This window comes from Microcoleus sp. FACHB-831, from assembly GCF_014695585.1.
In the GTDB taxonomy this organism is placed as follows: Bacteria; Cyanobacteriota; Cyanobacteriia; order Cyanobacteriales; family FACHB-T130; genus FACHB-831.
In genome coordinates, this window is record NZ_JACJON010000067.1 from 301259 (window position 1) to 315489 (window position 14231).

15 protein-coding genes are annotated in these 14231 nt (G+C 45.1%); 9 read left to right on the forward strand and 6 right to left on the reverse strand.

Going from position 1 to position 14231, the window contains the following annotated elements; all coding sequences use genetic code 11:
- Nucleotides 1-158: 158 nt before the first annotated feature.
- Nucleotides 159-1763 (forward strand): tetratricopeptide repeat protein, encoded by a 1605-nt coding sequence (locus tag H6F77_RS19960; RefSeq protein ID WP_190490384.1) that lies wholly within the window; start codon nucleotides 159-161, stop codon nucleotides 1761-1763.
- Between the two features lie 117 nt (nucleotides 1764-1880).
- Here the strand turns inward: H6F77_RS19960 and H6F77_RS19965 are convergent, their stop codons facing one another.
- Nucleotides 1881-2771, reverse strand: a complete 891-nt coding sequence (locus H6F77_RS19965; RefSeq protein ID WP_190490386.1) for a pentapeptide repeat-containing protein — start codon at nucleotides 2769-2771, stop codon at nucleotides 1881-1883.
- A gap of 17 nt (nucleotides 2772-2788) precedes the next feature.
- Between H6F77_RS19965 and H6F77_RS19970 the strand changes: the two genes are divergently transcribed.
- Nucleotides 2789-2968, forward strand: coding sequence for a hypothetical protein (locus H6F77_RS19970; protein ID WP_190490388.1), 180 nt, complete (start codon nucleotides 2789-2791; stop codon nucleotides 2966-2968).
- Nucleotides 2969-3270: 302 nt separating this feature from the next.
- On the opposite strand, the gene H6F77_RS19975 is transcribed toward H6F77_RS19970, so the two are convergent.
- Together H6F77_RS19975 and H6F77_RS19980 are read right to left on the reverse strand one after the other, a co-directional pair.
- A complete protein-coding gene (locus H6F77_RS19975; protein WP_190490390.1) occupies nucleotides 3271-4317 on the reverse strand; it encodes a hemerythrin domain-containing protein in 1047 nt (348 codons plus the stop codon).
- Nucleotides 4318-4719: 402 nt separating this feature from the next.
- The gene (locus tag H6F77_RS19980; protein WP_190490392.1) at nucleotides 4720-5751 is read right to left on the reverse strand and encodes a hemerythrin domain-containing protein; all 1032 of its coding nucleotides are present in this window, start codon (nucleotides 5749-5751) and stop codon (nucleotides 4720-4722) included.
- A 430-nt stretch (nucleotides 5752-6181) separates the two neighbouring features.
- Between H6F77_RS19980 and H6F77_RS19985 the strand changes: the two genes are divergently transcribed.
- From H6F77_RS19985 to H6F77_RS20000, 4 genes are all read left to right on the forward strand, one after another.
- Complete coding sequence (locus H6F77_RS19985) at nucleotides 6182-6925, forward strand: LmeA family phospholipid-binding protein (protein ID WP_190490394.1); 744 nt, start codon at nucleotides 6182-6184, stop codon at nucleotides 6923-6925.
- Between the two features lie 146 nt (nucleotides 6926-7071).
- Nucleotides 7072-7809 carry an LmeA family phospholipid-binding protein gene (locus H6F77_RS19990; RefSeq protein WP_190490396.1) on the forward strand — a complete coding sequence of 246 codons (738 nt, stop codon included), beginning with the start codon at nucleotides 7072-7074 and terminating at the stop codon, nucleotides 7807-7809.
- A gap of 108 nt (nucleotides 7810-7917) precedes the next feature.
- Nucleotides 7918-8448 (forward strand): DUF2231 domain-containing protein, encoded by a 531-nt coding sequence (locus tag H6F77_RS19995; RefSeq protein WP_190490398.1) that lies wholly within the window; start codon nucleotides 7918-7920, stop codon nucleotides 8446-8448.
- Between the two features lie 215 nt (nucleotides 8449-8663).
- A complete protein-coding gene (locus H6F77_RS20000) occupies nucleotides 8664-9083 on the forward strand; it encodes a ribosomal maturation YjgA family protein (RefSeq protein WP_190490400.1) in 420 nt (139 codons plus the stop codon).
- On the opposite strand, the gene H6F77_RS20005 is transcribed toward H6F77_RS20000, so the two are convergent.
- Nucleotides 9084-9506 carry a hypothetical protein gene (locus H6F77_RS20005; RefSeq protein WP_190490402.1) on the reverse strand — a complete coding sequence of 141 codons (423 nt, stop codon included), beginning with the start codon at nucleotides 9504-9506 and terminating at the stop codon, nucleotides 9084-9086. It abuts the gene before it with no gap.
- A 459-nt stretch (nucleotides 9507-9965) separates the two neighbouring features.
- On the opposite strand from H6F77_RS20005, the gene H6F77_RS20010 reads away from it, so the two are divergent.
- From H6F77_RS20010 to H6F77_RS20020, 3 genes are all read left to right on the forward strand, one after another.
- A complete protein-coding gene (locus tag H6F77_RS20010; protein WP_190490404.1) occupies nucleotides 9966-10199 on the forward strand; it encodes a DUF167 domain-containing protein in 234 nt (77 codons plus the stop codon).
- A gap of 87 nt (nucleotides 10200-10286) precedes the next feature.
- Nucleotides 10287-10673, forward strand: coding sequence for a response regulator (locus tag H6F77_RS20015; protein WP_190490406.1), 387 nt, complete (start codon nucleotides 10287-10289; stop codon nucleotides 10671-10673).
- A gap of 229 nt (nucleotides 10674-10902) precedes the next feature.
- Nucleotides 10903-12348 (forward strand): HAMP domain-containing sensor histidine kinase, encoded by a 1446-nt coding sequence (locus tag H6F77_RS20020; protein WP_190490408.1) that lies wholly within the window; start codon nucleotides 10903-10905, stop codon nucleotides 12346-12348.
- Between the two features lie 153 nt (nucleotides 12349-12501).
- Here H6F77_RS20020 and H6F77_RS20025 read toward each other — a convergent pair whose 3' ends face one another.
- On the reverse strand, nucleotides 12502-13035 hold the full coding sequence (locus H6F77_RS20025) for a hypothetical protein (protein WP_190490410.1): 534 nt from the start codon (nucleotides 13033-13035) through the stop codon (nucleotides 12502-12504).
- A gap of 185 nt (nucleotides 13036-13220) precedes the next feature.
- Entirely contained in the window at nucleotides 13221-14138 is a 918-nt protein-coding gene (locus H6F77_RS20030) for a metallophosphoesterase family protein (protein ID WP_190490411.1), read from the reverse strand.
- Between the last annotated feature and the right edge of the window lie 93 nt (nucleotides 14139-14231).

Consider the following 14231-nt stretch of genomic DNA (forward strand, 5'->3'; position numbering starts at 1 on the left):
ACGCCCAGCGCTCGTTTGCCGAAAATAAATTTTTGGGCAGACGAGCCGCCAAAATAATAAAGTTGCCGTTTAAATTTAACTTGGCGGCAACATTTTTCCAAATTTAATAACATCGCCTAGAAACTAACAATTCTCTGTCTAAAACTAAGGACATAACAATGAGTACAGCAAATAAAAAAAATCAAATCAAAAAGCTTGTTAGCATCGCCGGAGTTGCTAGCGCTAGTATTTTACTGAGTTTGCCCGCATTAGCGCTAATTAACCCTAGCGTATTCAATCAAAGCCCGAAGAACGGCGATCGCGCTAATGGCTCTGCTGGCAGACAAATATTAGCTCAGAGTACTGGTGGCGCAGCAGGCGGCGGTACTGGAAGTGGAACTACTGGCGGTAGCACAGGCAGTGCTGGAAGTGGAACTACTGGCGGTAGCACAGGCAGTACTGGAAGTGGAACTACTGGCGGTAGCACAGGCAGTACTGGAAGTGGAACTACTGGCGGTAGCACAGGCGGTACTGGAAGTGGAATTACTGGCGGTAGCACAGGCGGTACCGGAACTGGAACTACTGGTGGTACAACAGGCGGTGCTGGTGGATTCAATAATGGCGGCGCCGGAACTGGAACGGCAATCCCATCAACTGGAACAACTACGCCTGGAACTGGAACTACTGGTGGTACAACAGGCGGTGCTGGTGGATTCAATAATGGCGGCGCCGGAACTGGAACGGCAATTCCATCAACTGGAACAACTACGCCTGGAACTGGAACTACTGGCGGAACAACAGGCGGTGCTGGTGGATTCAATAATGGCGGCGCCGGAACTGGAACTACTGGCGGAACAACAGGCGGCGCTGGTGGATTCAATAATGGCGGCGCGGGAACTGGTACGTTGAACCCTGGAGGAACTGGAACGGCAATTCCGTCAACTGGAACTACTGCTCCATCAACTGGAACAACCACACCTGGAACTGGAACTACTGCTCCATCAACTGGAACAACCACACCTGGAACTGGAACTACTGGTGGCACCACAGGTGGCGGCGATGGGGGATTCAATAATCGTGGCGGGACAGGCGGCGGTCCTGCGGGATTGAATTATGGTGGAGCGACTAGAGGCGGCGCTCCGGGAACTGGGACGAATGGTGGCACAACAGGCGGCGCTGCCGGAACTGGGACGAATGGTGGCACAACAGGCGGTGCTGCCGGAACTGGGACATTGAATAATGGTGCATTCACGCCTAGAGGCTCGACAACTGTAGATAATGGTAATGGTGGCGCAGCAGGCGGCGCGGGAACTGGAACTACTAATGGTGGCGATCGCACTCGAACCAATGGTGGTGCAGCAGGCGGCGCGGGAACTGGAACTATCAATGGTGGCGATCGCACTCGAACCAATGGTGGTGCAGCAGGCGGCGCGGGAACTGGAACTACCAATGGTGGCGATCGCACTCGAACCAATGGTGGTGCAGCAGGTGGCGCGGGAACTGGAACTATCAATGGTGGCGATCGCACTCGAACCAATGGTGGTGCAGCAGGCGGCGCGGGAACTGGGACTACCAATGGTGCAGCTACCCCAAGAACTAGCCAATCGAATGCTCAGCAGAACCCTTTTACTCGTTACATGACGCTTGGTTACGCTGCAACCCTGCAAAAAGACTACCAAACTGCTTTGATTAACTTTAGAAGAGCGCTCAGCGAACGTCCTAACAACGCTTATGCTGTAAAAGCAATTCGCAACGTACAAAACTATCTTCAACGCCTTCGTTAGTAATAGCAAGTTGCACTCAAAGCGGCGATAGAATTTTGCACCCCATTCAAGTTAGCTTGAATGGGGTTAATTTATAAATATTTTGTCTATTGCTGTTTTGCTAAAAGAAAGGTGCAATTAGTTAAAAATTGCTCCATCTGGCATGATTGCTGCGCTCAGGTTTGCGCCTTTAAGGTTAGCCTGATAAAGGTTTTTGACTCCAGTTAGGTTAGCGCCGTTGAGGTTAACCCCACTCAGGTTAGTTCCAGCCATGTTGGCAAAACTTAGGTTAGCACCTCTCAAGTTAGCACCGCTCAGATTGACTTCGCTCAAGTCTGCCCAGCTTAAATCAGCTTTACTCAAATCTGCCCCACTTAAATTGGATTTGTGCAGATTTACCTTATGAAGGTAGGCTTGACTCAAGTCCATCCCTGCAAGTGAAGTATGAGGTGCTATCAAATAAGCACCAGCCTCGATGGGGTCAAAGTCTTCGGGAAACTTAGTGTATTCGTTATAAAGAACCCTTTGCAAGTTAGCATCGTGCAAGTTCGTCTCAGTCAGGTCTGCTTGATATAAGTGTGTGTGGTTCAGGTTGGCTAGACTCAAGTTGGCTCCGCTCAAGTTGGCTCCACGCAGGTCGGCTAGACTCAAGTTAGCTCCGCTCAAGTCGGCTCCGATCAAGTCGGTGCCCATCAATTCGGCTAAGCTCAAGTTGGCGACTCTCAAATCAGCTCCAATCAGGTCGGCCAAACTTAGGTTGGCTACCCTCATGTCGGCGGCGATTAGGTCGGCTCCACTCAAGTCTGCTCTACGCAAGTCGGCTCTAACCAGCTCTGCACCTCGCAGGTTGGCTCCTCCCAAAGCAGCTCGGCTGAGAGTGGCACGGCTCAAAGTAGCGTTTTCGAGGTTGGCATGAGTTAGATCGGCAGCAGTTAGATTTGCTCCGCTCAGGTTGACGCCACTCAAGTCGGCTAGACAAAAATCTCTTTCTCCAGCTGCATATTTTTGCAACAGTTCATCAGGGTTCATATTAGAGATTTTATAGGGTGCATCCCATGAGGCGATCGCGCTACAAAAACGTTAGCGTTGATAGCCTGGAAAATAGCCCGCTCTATGGCAGGCTAACTGATGTGACGATAGCCCCAAATATTAGCTTTGGGGTAGAAATGGGAGATGCACCCGATTTCACTTACCTGAATGGCCGTAGTTCTTTAACAAGAGATTAAATAATTTGGCTTTTTTTGTCAATAGACAATTTGCCACTAGCTATTTAGTTAGGACGCGGTATAAATCCCTATTAGGGATAGAAATAGTTAAGAAAACAGAACTGCGATACATACCGAGATGGTATTTTCGCGCCAGCGTGCAATAGTTGGAGCTGTATTTACACAACCGTATGGGTGGCGCGATCGCATCCATTAAGAGCTGGCAACTCGCTAATAAAAAGACACGCACCACTTAAAGTGGTGCGTGTCTAATTCAAGCTACTTTCAAAAATCCACAGGCTACAGCTTAAACCTACTTGCTGTTACTTGGTAGAAGCTGCCATTTCTTCCTGAACTTTGCTCTTAGCTGCTTTAAACTCGGTAGCCATTTGCTCTTTTTGCTCGTCGGTGCAATTCTTGTCGATTGCGGCGAACATAGTGCTTTCTTCTTGACGGATGTGATCGCCAACGGCTTCCATCAGTTGCTTAACTTTGTGTCGGAACTCATCGGCTGATTCGGGGTTGATAGCCTTGATTTCATCCAACATCCGCTTCATTTCGCTTTGCTCGTCGTAAAGCTCTTGAGTATTGTCATCACCGTAGAAAGAACGGACGCGGGGATAGACAATTTGCTCTTCAGCTATAGCATGAGCAGTTAAATCTTTGTAAAGCTGACCGAAATACTCTTGGAGCTTCTGAGGATCTTTAGTAGCGCCAATTTCGGTGAATATTGTATTGGTCTTATTGTGGTCTAGTCTGATAAGGGTTTGGATGTTCATATCATCCTTATCAGTGTTTTGGGTAACAACGCTACCCATCACGCCTGAGAAGGCAGCGATCGCATCTTGAACCCGTCCCCACAGTCCTTGATCCGGTTCTTTTCCAGTCAGTTCGGTGACGCCCAAAACCTCAATAATGCCTTTCAATTGCTCTTGATGAGCGCGGTTTTCAAAGTTTATTGTGTTTAAAGGCCCAATCGCGACTTCAATATCAGCACCGACTTTCTGAGCGCACTTGTGAACTAAAAGCCCCGCCATTACTTGCTTGTGCTTCAGTAGTTCGTGTTGAGATACTTTTTGATACAGAGAAAGCTCATGTCCTTGCATCAATTGTTGAGCTTGCTCGATCATCTTCTTACTGGTTTCGCGGGGTTCTCCCTTGACACCATACTGAACAATTACAGTCTCTAGAATGCCCAGATTTTTCCGGTCGTCTTCGAGCATATCGTGTATGCGCTTGCGAATAGCTTCATCTGAAATTGCAGAAACAAATTGTTCTTCATTAGAAATTAGCAGTTGTTGAAGTTCTTTCATGTCTGCCAATTCCATTGCGATCGCAATGCGCTTTGTATCGTCCAGTGTTGCTACCATTCGTTTTTTCCTTTTAAATTATTATTAAGTGAAATCTTTCCTAATCATGGCGCAGACCCTTGAGCAATTCATCTTTCTTCCGAATGAGCAAAAAAAATATTTCTTATAACTTATAAGGTGTAAAAATTTTTAACTCCTAGTTACTCAGCTCTATATATAGGGCAAATTGTGATATTTCAGAGGTTCAGATACCCGACTTTTCTAAGATGCGGAGTATCTCGCCTTCAAAACCTCACTCTATTCCTTCTTATTAATACCCTTTAATAAAAAGACACTAGGCAATTTTATAAATATTGCCTAGCGCTAAATCACCTAATCGGGATTACTAATTGAGTTGTTTATATCTAGGAGTTACTTTTTTAAGTACTCCTAGATTTTATTAAGACCGAGCAGGCTAATTAATTACTTGCTAGCAGCTGCAAACTTGTCTTGTACTTGGCTCTTAGCTGATTTGAACTGGGTAGCCAGTTGCTTTTGTTGTTCGTGGCTGAAGTTGTCGCGGATTTTGGGGAACATCTCGTTTTCTTCTTGACCAACGTGATGCCGAACTGCCGCCATCAACTTCTCAACTTGTCCTTTGAAATCCTCTGAAGCGGGGTTGAGAGACTTAATTGTCTCCAGCATCTGCTTCATTTCAGCTTGCTCTTGATACAAGTCTTGGGTTTCGTCGTAGTAAGGACGTACTGCGGGGTAAACTACTTGCTCTTCAGCTTCGGAGTGGGCGGTCAGATCTTTATATAGTTGACCGTAAAACTCTTGGATCTTATGAGCATCATTGCTGCCTAAAATTTGCACAAACAGCGTGTCAGTCTTGGTGTGATCCATGCGGATGATTTGCTCGATGGTCATCTCGTCATCTGTACGAGTAACCACGCTACCTGCGACGCCTGTCACTGCTGCAACAGCATCTTGAACTCGTGCCCACAGACCTTGATCGGGATCTTTTCCAGTTAGTTCGCGAACGCCTAGAATTTCTAGAATTCCTTTTAGTTGCTCTTGGTGGGCGCGGTTCTCGAAGTTAACCGTATTTAGTGGAGTGATGGCAGCTTCAATGTCAGCGCCGACAACTTGGGCAGCTTTGTGGATTAAGATACCGCCCATCGCTGCTTTATGCTTTAGCAACTCATGCTGAGATACTTTTTCAAAAATTGTCAGTTCAGAACCTTTCATTAGTTTCTGAACTTCTTCAATCATTTTTACAGTTGTTTCCTTCGGCTCGCCTTTAACACCGTATTGGACAATTACGGTATCGAGAACGCCGAGGTTTTTCCGGTCGTCATCGAGCATATCTTGTATGCGCTTGCGAATATCTTCATCCGCAATTGCAGATACAAATTGCTCTTCGTTGGCAATCAATAGATTTTGCAGCGCTTTGATATCTGCCAATTTAGTGGCGATCGCAATACGCTTTGTATCATCAATTGTCGTAACCATTCTGTGATCTCCTCTGTGTGTTCTCGAACTCTCAATATATTTTGAGAATCACATACAAATTAGCTAGAGCCATCCGTCTTTTGACTGATCCACATCATTTATAACCTGTGGCTTGCTTTGACACTAATTCAATCTGTGCAACGCACAAAATTTTGTTTGCCTTTAGTTTTTTTTGTGAGAAAGTTAATGGTAAATATATATTTTGTCATCTATCAAAAATTTGATTCTAAAAAAAATATGCCCTATCCTAAGTCATATTCCTTTGGAAATAGACAGCTAAAAAAATAAATGAGCGAACCGTGAAAGCATCCAATTATCTGCTTGAAGATAGATAAGCTTACATGATTTTTTCCACCGTCAGACAGATAAATTTATTAAATTCGATCGCATAAAGTAACACTTTACAAGCACACACTCGGAGATTGCCTTAGTGACTCAAGAACAGGCAGGGCTGGCGCAACAAGCGCTGAACAAAGTAGCAGAGATGGGACTAGCCAGCCAAGTAGATGCTGTCGATAAAGTAGATATAGATGTCCGCACAGATCCGCTCAAGCTGGCGCAGGGAGAAGTAGACTCAGTGGCGATCGCTGGCGACGGTCTGACTATCCTCCAAGACTTGCGATTAGAGCAATTAGATCTGGAAACGGGTAACGTTAGCATCGACCTATTGAGCGCTGTTTTTGGAAAAGTTGAACTAACCCAACCCACAGATGCAAAGGTGCGCGTGGTGTTAATTCAAGCAGATCTGAACCACGCTCTTAACTCTAAGCTTGCCCGCAATTGGGTGCGAAACCAAAACTTTCAAGTGTTGGGTAAAACTTATAGTATTGAGCTAAAGCAGGTAGAATGCGACTTACCCGGTGACGGCGAAATATTGTTTACCGCTGGGTTGCTGTTACGCGCGGAGGATAAGAGTTATCCAATTGTTGCCTCAGTTGTACTGTGGATGGGCGACAACGGAGATACTGTGTGCCTGCGACAGAGTAAGTTTGCTGAAGGCGAAGACTTGCCCATAGAAATTACAGCGGCTTTGTTGATGAGGGTCAGCACGCTGCTGAAACAGCGCTACATTAAACAGAAAGATTTCTCCCTGAATATTGAGCAAATAGCTGTGGAAGCAGGAAGAATTGTCGTGCAAGTTAAAGCCCGCGTGGAGCGCGTTCCTGTAGAATAACGATTGAAATAGTTGGGATTATCTCGTTAAGAATATGTGCGCTGTGCCTTTAGATACAATTGCCTTCCTTCCACCATCAGGCAGATACAATTTTTAATACAGATGGCCTAGATTGACTCAATAAGAGAACCGTAGGAGATGACAGAGTGACGACCGATAATCTAGGGCAGCAGGCACTGAACAAAGCGGCAGAAATAGGGCTATCTAGCCAACTCGATGAAGTAGATAAATTAGAGGTAGATGTCCAAACCGATCCGTTTAAGTTGGTTCAGGGACAGGTAGATAAAGTAACAGTTGAAGGCGAAGGTCTGGTGATGCAAAAAGACCTCCGCATGGATGAACTGGAGATGCAAATGAATAACATCGCCATCAATCCACTCAGCGCCGCTTTTGGAAAAATTGAACTTACTAAACCAACAGATGCCAGCGTTCGTGCTGTTTTAATTCAAGAAGATATTAACCGCGCTTTTAATTCTGAATTTGTTGGCACGATGCTAAAAGATCAGAAACTTCACGTTAACGGTCAACTCATGACCGTTGATACGCAGCAAGTGGATTTTAAACTGCCGGGTGATGGCAAGGTAGCTTTAAGCGCTAATGTGCTTTTGCGCGAAACTGGCGAAACAAAGTTGGTGTCTTTTACTGCTATGCCTAGCGCTAGCGCGGATGGGCAGAGCATTTCTCTCAAGCAAGTCCAGTACGCAGAGGGCGAGGAGATATCGCCCGAACTTACGGAAGCGCTGCTAAATAAAGCTAGCGAAATTTTAAACCTTCGTAACTTTGATTTGGAGGGAATGACGCTGCGAATACAGAAGCTAGATGTTGAGGCAGGCAAAATTACGCTTTTTGCTGATGCCTATGTTGAGAAAATCCCCGCAGCTTAACATCTTAGTTTTGCGAACAGGGAGCGATCGCCTCCTGTTTGCAAGGTGTTAAAACCACTGCGAGAAGGTGCTTTTAGTACTAAAAATCATAGAAACAACAAGAGTAATATGACACAGACACCAACTCCGAGTATCCCGCCGCTTATTGAGAGTGATGAGAGAGAGTTTCTCGACAGCGGCGTACCCAGTACAGTCGCGATCGCCAAGCATCCCTTACATCCCCTCATTGTTACTTTCCCCATTGCTTTTCTGACGGGGGCACCAGCAGCCGATATAGCCTACTGGTTTACAAAAGATCCCTTCTGGGGACGCGCTGCTTTCTGGCTATTACTCGCTGGGTTGATAAGCGGTGTCGTAGCAGCCCTCACAGGTATGGCAGACTTCCTAAAAATTGAACGTGTCAGAAAGCGCACTGCTGGTTGGGCGCACATGGTACTCAACGTTGCATCTCTGGGGCTAACAATTGTCAACGTGTTTCTGCGATGGGGTAACACCGAGGGGGCAATATTACCCACAGGGTTGACTATTTCAGTTATTGTGGCGGCGCTTCTCGGTCTTTCTGGTTGGTACGGAGCGGAACTGGTCTACAGGCATAAAGTTGCTGTGATTGGCAACGGCAACCCGAATGAACCATCCTAACTGAAGCCCGTAGAAGGTGGGGTTGAGGAATCGCGATTATCGGGTAAGTCGTCGGTCAGCAAAAACTACTTTGTTCTTTGCCTTTTTAGTGCCTGTTTGGGGGATAATCTCTCTCAGACAGGCTTTGCTGTTTTTGCTGTTTTAAGATACGTGCGGGGTGCATAAAAACGCTGGTCTACCAACAAAACCCAGCGGCGATCGCAGGTAAAAAGTTGATGCTTACAAATGTAACCCTTCGCAGACATACAATCCTCTCGCTTCTGATCGTTGTCCCGGTTGGCTTGCTATCAAAAAAATATATCGGCCCTGCTCACGAATGGGTCAATGATTATCTCGGGGATGTTTTATACGAAATTTTTTGGTGTTTGTTCATATTTTTATTAATTCCTACTCGCAAATCACTACGTCAAATTCCTGTGTGGGTATTTGGCGTCACCTGTGCAATTGAATTCCTACAACTTTGGAATCAACCAGCTTTAAATTCATTTCGCTCCACTCTGCTTGGCAAATTACTGCTGGGAAGTTCTTTCGACTGGCTGGATTTCCCTCATTATGTATTGGGCAGTATTTTAGGTTGGTTGTGGTTGCGACAAATTGCTAGGTTTCATGAATCTCATCCCAAACCTCGACAATAGCTAGGGACGAGGCAGAGAAATTACTCTTTGAGACTTATAGTAGTTTTGCCGCCAATAACGCTTGCGGCCTAAGTGCAGTCCCTGTGAATTATTTAGTTTGGGTCGCCAGCTTTTCAGCTTTCTTTTTTCCTCTTTTATATACAGGCTGATAGTTATTAGCTGCTCGGCTATTATTATGAGTTTCTCGCTTGCAGCTATTAGCTTATCGCTTATTGTTATCAGCTTATCTACTTTGGTAACTATTTTATTGTTGGTAACAAATAGCTGCTCGCTTGAGGCTATAAGAGCGTGGCTTCTGACTATCACCTCATCTGACTTTGCCGCTAATTCTTTATTCTTCGCACATAGCGCCTTGCTTGCAACTATTAATTCTTGGCTTCTAGCTATCAGCTCAGCTGATTTTTCTGCTATTTGTTCGTTCATATTATAATTTTGCTTAGCGAATGACGCCAAACGCTTTGGGTTTGGCGTCATTCGCTAAGCAGAGCAAGATTTGCTGCTTTCTGTCGCCGCCCTTCGTTTTTAGCCAGGTTTGCAGTTCAGCTTTGGGGAGTTGATACCTATGGTTTGGGTTGGTTTGAGCCTAAACAAGAGCTTACATTTGCCCTTATAAGGACGAACGATCGCCGTAGAATCTTAGCCTATTTATTCACTCAAGCCAGTAACAGCCTTTTAGTCGGCTAACTGGATTTTTTGTTTAAAGGCTCACACCTTACTTTAGTTACAATCTAATCGCTATTATTTGACGCAACTTCTATCCTAAGAGCGAGGTTGAAATTAAGGTTGTCTGTCACTTTATATACCAAATCGCCTAATCATAGCAGAGGTTGGAGGAGGCATCAAATCTGGCGATCGCTCTTTAGGGCTAATAGCCCAAGTCGTATGAAAAAACAAGTAAAAGTAAAACCAAATTCCAGACAACAAAAAATAGAAGAAGAAACCGATGGTAGCCTGACAGTACATCTAAAATCGCCGCCAGTCGATGGCAAGGCAAATGACGAGTTAATTCAAATATTAGCCAAAAAATTTGACGTGCCAAAATCAAGCATCAGAATTAAATCTGGTTTATCATCAAAAAATAAGTTAATTGAAATAGATACAGATTCAGAGGATTAGTAAGATAGTTAAATTACCCAGCCAGTCTTCGTTATAAAATAGAAAAGTTACGAAATTTTCCCACTTAGCTTATAAAGTAAAACTAACATGACACAACACGTTTTATTAGTCGATGATGAAGAAGCCTTGCGTACCAGCCTGAGCTACGCTTTAGTGAAAGAAGGCTATGAAGTCACCACTGCTGCTGATGGGCTGACAGCACTAAAATTGTTTCACAAACAAGTCCCGGACGTTGTTATTTTAGACTTAATGCTACCTGTAATAGATGGCATGGAGTTTTGTTGGCGCATCCGAGCATTTTCTGACATACCTATCTTGATGCTGACAGCCAAAGACCAAGACATTGATAAAGTATGGGGGCTAGAAGCGGGTGCAGATGATTATGTCACTAAACCATTTAATACGAGAGAACTTCTAGCGCGGCTCAAGGCATTGCTGCGCCGTCGCGGTGCGAGTAAAACAATCGACAAATAGATTAAAGATTGATGGCGGCATCTAATTGTGCTGTCATCATGCACTTTAGCTGGCAGCTTTACAAGCAAGAAGTATAAAGAAAAAGCGACAGCTAAGAATAGTGGATTGAAAAAATATAGATTCTCTTCTTTTCTCTAACTAAACTTATTAGCTAGGTGACTATTTTCCCGTTTTTTAATGAGAAAATAGAAGCCGAGCTAATCGCGCTAAACACTACATAAAAAATCCAATGGGTTTGTTACCAATTCCCATCCGCTTGAATTCGATTTACCGCAAACTGTTAGTTACCTACCTGGCACTCACAGCGCTAGGCACATCCTTAATGGCCAGCTACATCCTCTGGTCTTTCTATGGATATTTTATGAGGACTAGGCAGGCTGAATTAACTACCTGGACTAATGCTCTAGCCGAAAGCGTAGCTGATGCCTTAGAGGAAAAAGATCTCAAGCGGGTGGAAGTAATAGTTAAACGTTACGGCGCACCCGAAGCAATAACGCTGCGCGTTTTCGCACCAGATGGTCGCCTGCTGTCCACTTCCGCCCCCAACTTAGATCGGCAGGTAACTGACTGGTTGGCTGTTGCTGGGATGAAAGAAGCGCTTCAAAATAACTCAGCGAAAGGAATGGCGAAAGGTATTCTGTCAAACGATGACAGGTTATACGCAGCACAACCTATCGTCCGCAATGGTCAGATGCTGGGCGTAGTGCGGATGTCGATAACGCTCGAACAGTTTCAGCGCCAGTTTCGCATAGTCATTTTCACGGTTCTAGGGACGCTGATACTGACGCTAGTGCTGTGCGCCCTCATTAGCGAACAACTTGCCCGCAATATTGCTCGTCCGATACAGGCTATGTGCAACTTCGCCATCCAGTTAGGCGGCGGTCATTTAGGCGAGAAGCTGAATATCCGGAAAAGTGATGATGAGCTAGGCCAATTAGCAATTGAGTTGAACCGCATGAGCGAACGGCTGGCTTCGCTTGATAAGGAGCGGCGGGCTTTCCTTGCTAGCGTATCTCACGAGTTACGCACGCCTGTAAGCAACGTACTGGTAACGCTGGAGGCGCTCGAAAGCGGAGCGGATGAGGAACCGGAGTTGCGGGGGCGCTTTATGAAGACTGCACAGGACGAAACAAAGCGCTTGTCGGGGCTAATTAAGGATCTGCTGGATCTCGGAAGGCTAGAAGCGGGGGTAACTTCGCTGGAACAGCAGCCTGTAAAGTTGCGAGATTTAATAGATCGCGCTGTACGAGCAATGGAGTTGCGGATGCGAGCTAGCGGTATCTCTATCAGGGTGGAGGTTGCTGATCTTCAGCTACAAGGCGATCCAGAGCGGCTCATACAAGCTTTTTTAAATATACTGGACAACGCTATTAAGCATTCGATGCCTGATTCTCAGGTGTTTATTTCTGGAAAGGTAGAAGGTACGCAGATTGCGGTGCAAATTATAGATCGGGGAACAGGAATTAGCGAGGGCGATCTGCCGCGAATTTTTGAACAGTTTTATACAGCAGATCCGTCGCGCAAAGGCAGTGGAACTGGCTTAGGTTTGGCGATCGCGCGGCGAATTGTCGAAGCCCATAGGGGAACTATTACTGCTAGTAGTTCTGTTGGTAAGGGAGCAACTTTCACTATTCGTCTTCCTCTCAACCCATCCCCTGAAAAACGCAGTAATTAACCTAAATAGGTAAGTTCCATTAAACGTAGGGTGGGCAATTCCCACCTGAAAAAAATTATAGTATTTTTAAATAAAAATTGTGTTATTAAGCTCTGGTGGTGTAGATGCAGGGATAATGGAGCGATCGCGCCTTATATCCACCCTAAAATTATTTTAGGCTCTAGCTTTAGAAATGCTGAGCTTAATAACGTAGTCTGATTGTTTCGTCTCTGAAGGTGCGATTGGGTAAGGCTGCACGTCTATCAATTTGAGGCTGTACTTATCCCCGATTGTTTTAACTGCTAACTCTGGCGCACCAGGTTTAATTGCCAAAACTACTTCACCCAGATTCTGACCTTTTTCGACAACATTAAGCACAACTGCTGTTTGTCCTGCGGTAATACACATTACATTAGCCGGACATCTAGAATCTTCAGATACTTTAAGAAAGCTGATTTTCAGATTTTCCCGCGATACGATTCCTTTCTGACCAACTTTTAGGGTAAATTCTTTATTCAAGGTAGTAGGAATTGAGTTGCGTTGTTCTTGATTTTTGATTTTGCGATTTTGTGCTACTAGCTGTTCAGTTTTTATAGGTTTAACTTGCAGTTTTAACGAACGAGCAAAAGTCGCTTGTTGCAAGCTCAAACCACTTGCACAAATAAAGCCGAAACAAGACAATCCAAGATAGACATATTTTAATTTCATAATAAACTTACTCCGTGTTTTGCCTACAAAAGTTGCTGCCAAATTGATGACTGCCACGACTCAAAACTCTACACTTTCTATAGCGTAGAGTCGGAGTCAGAGCGTTATATTATTACGACAGTCGCTTGGTGTAGGTTGTTCCAAGCAGGAAGGTTTTAAAGTTATGCAAAGTTGAAATGCTTGAACTAAGTTAGTTTGAATGCGATCGCGCCTTGGTCGAAAATCCGGTTATCGGTGCCAATTCCGCTAATTATCATTTTGTCTGCATACACCTCCACCGCTGCAAAACTCAGCTTTTCTGCTGAATACGCCGTCCACTCAGAAGTACCTACTGGTCGAGTTCCCGCACCCGCACCACAAATTAAATAAGTAGTGCCGTTTATATGTTTGCTGCGCTCATAATGGTGGTCGTGACCGTTGATCCACAACTGAACTCCATACTTTTTGAAAAGTGGGGTCAACGTGTCAATAAAAGGTTGATTCAACCCATACGCGCCTGATGAATAAATCTGGTGATGACCAAATACAACTTTCCAAGGCGCTTTACTGCTGCTGAGTTCTTTTTCTAACCAAGGTAGTTGAGTCTTCCAGTCAGCATTGTGATTGGTGTCGAGGGCAAAAAATTGCACCGAGTTGCGACGAAATGTGTAGTAGCGCCGCCCGTTCATGTTGAAGCCAGGATAACGAACTTGCAAATCTCCGTTAGCAGTCCGGATGTCGTGGTTTCCCAAACAAGCTTGAAATTTAACTTTCTTTTTTAGCAAAGCTTGATAAGGGCGCTCAAATACTTCGCCCAGTTTCTCTATCTCGCCATTGGTATAAATGTTGTCACCACCCAGAATAACTAGGTCGTAGGGATTTTGTCGGTGATAGGCTGTCATAGCATTAGCTACGGCATACTGAGATCTCGTACCCGTTCCGGTGTCGGCGACGGCGACAAAGCGTAGCAAGGGAGATTTCCCTGGAGTTCTGGCTACTGGCGTAAAACCTGGGCTGATGTCTTTACTCTGAGCTATTTGAGTGTGAAGTATTTTTGCTAAAACAGCTAAACCGAAACCGCTGAGACTACCTAAAGTTATGAATTGACGGCGTTTGAGGTTCATGGAGTACTTGAGGAAAAGTGCAACAAGTTAATTAAAAGCAATGGAACAACAATAGCAAAGTGCTAGATTTAAGGCTGTGAGGGCAGCGATCGC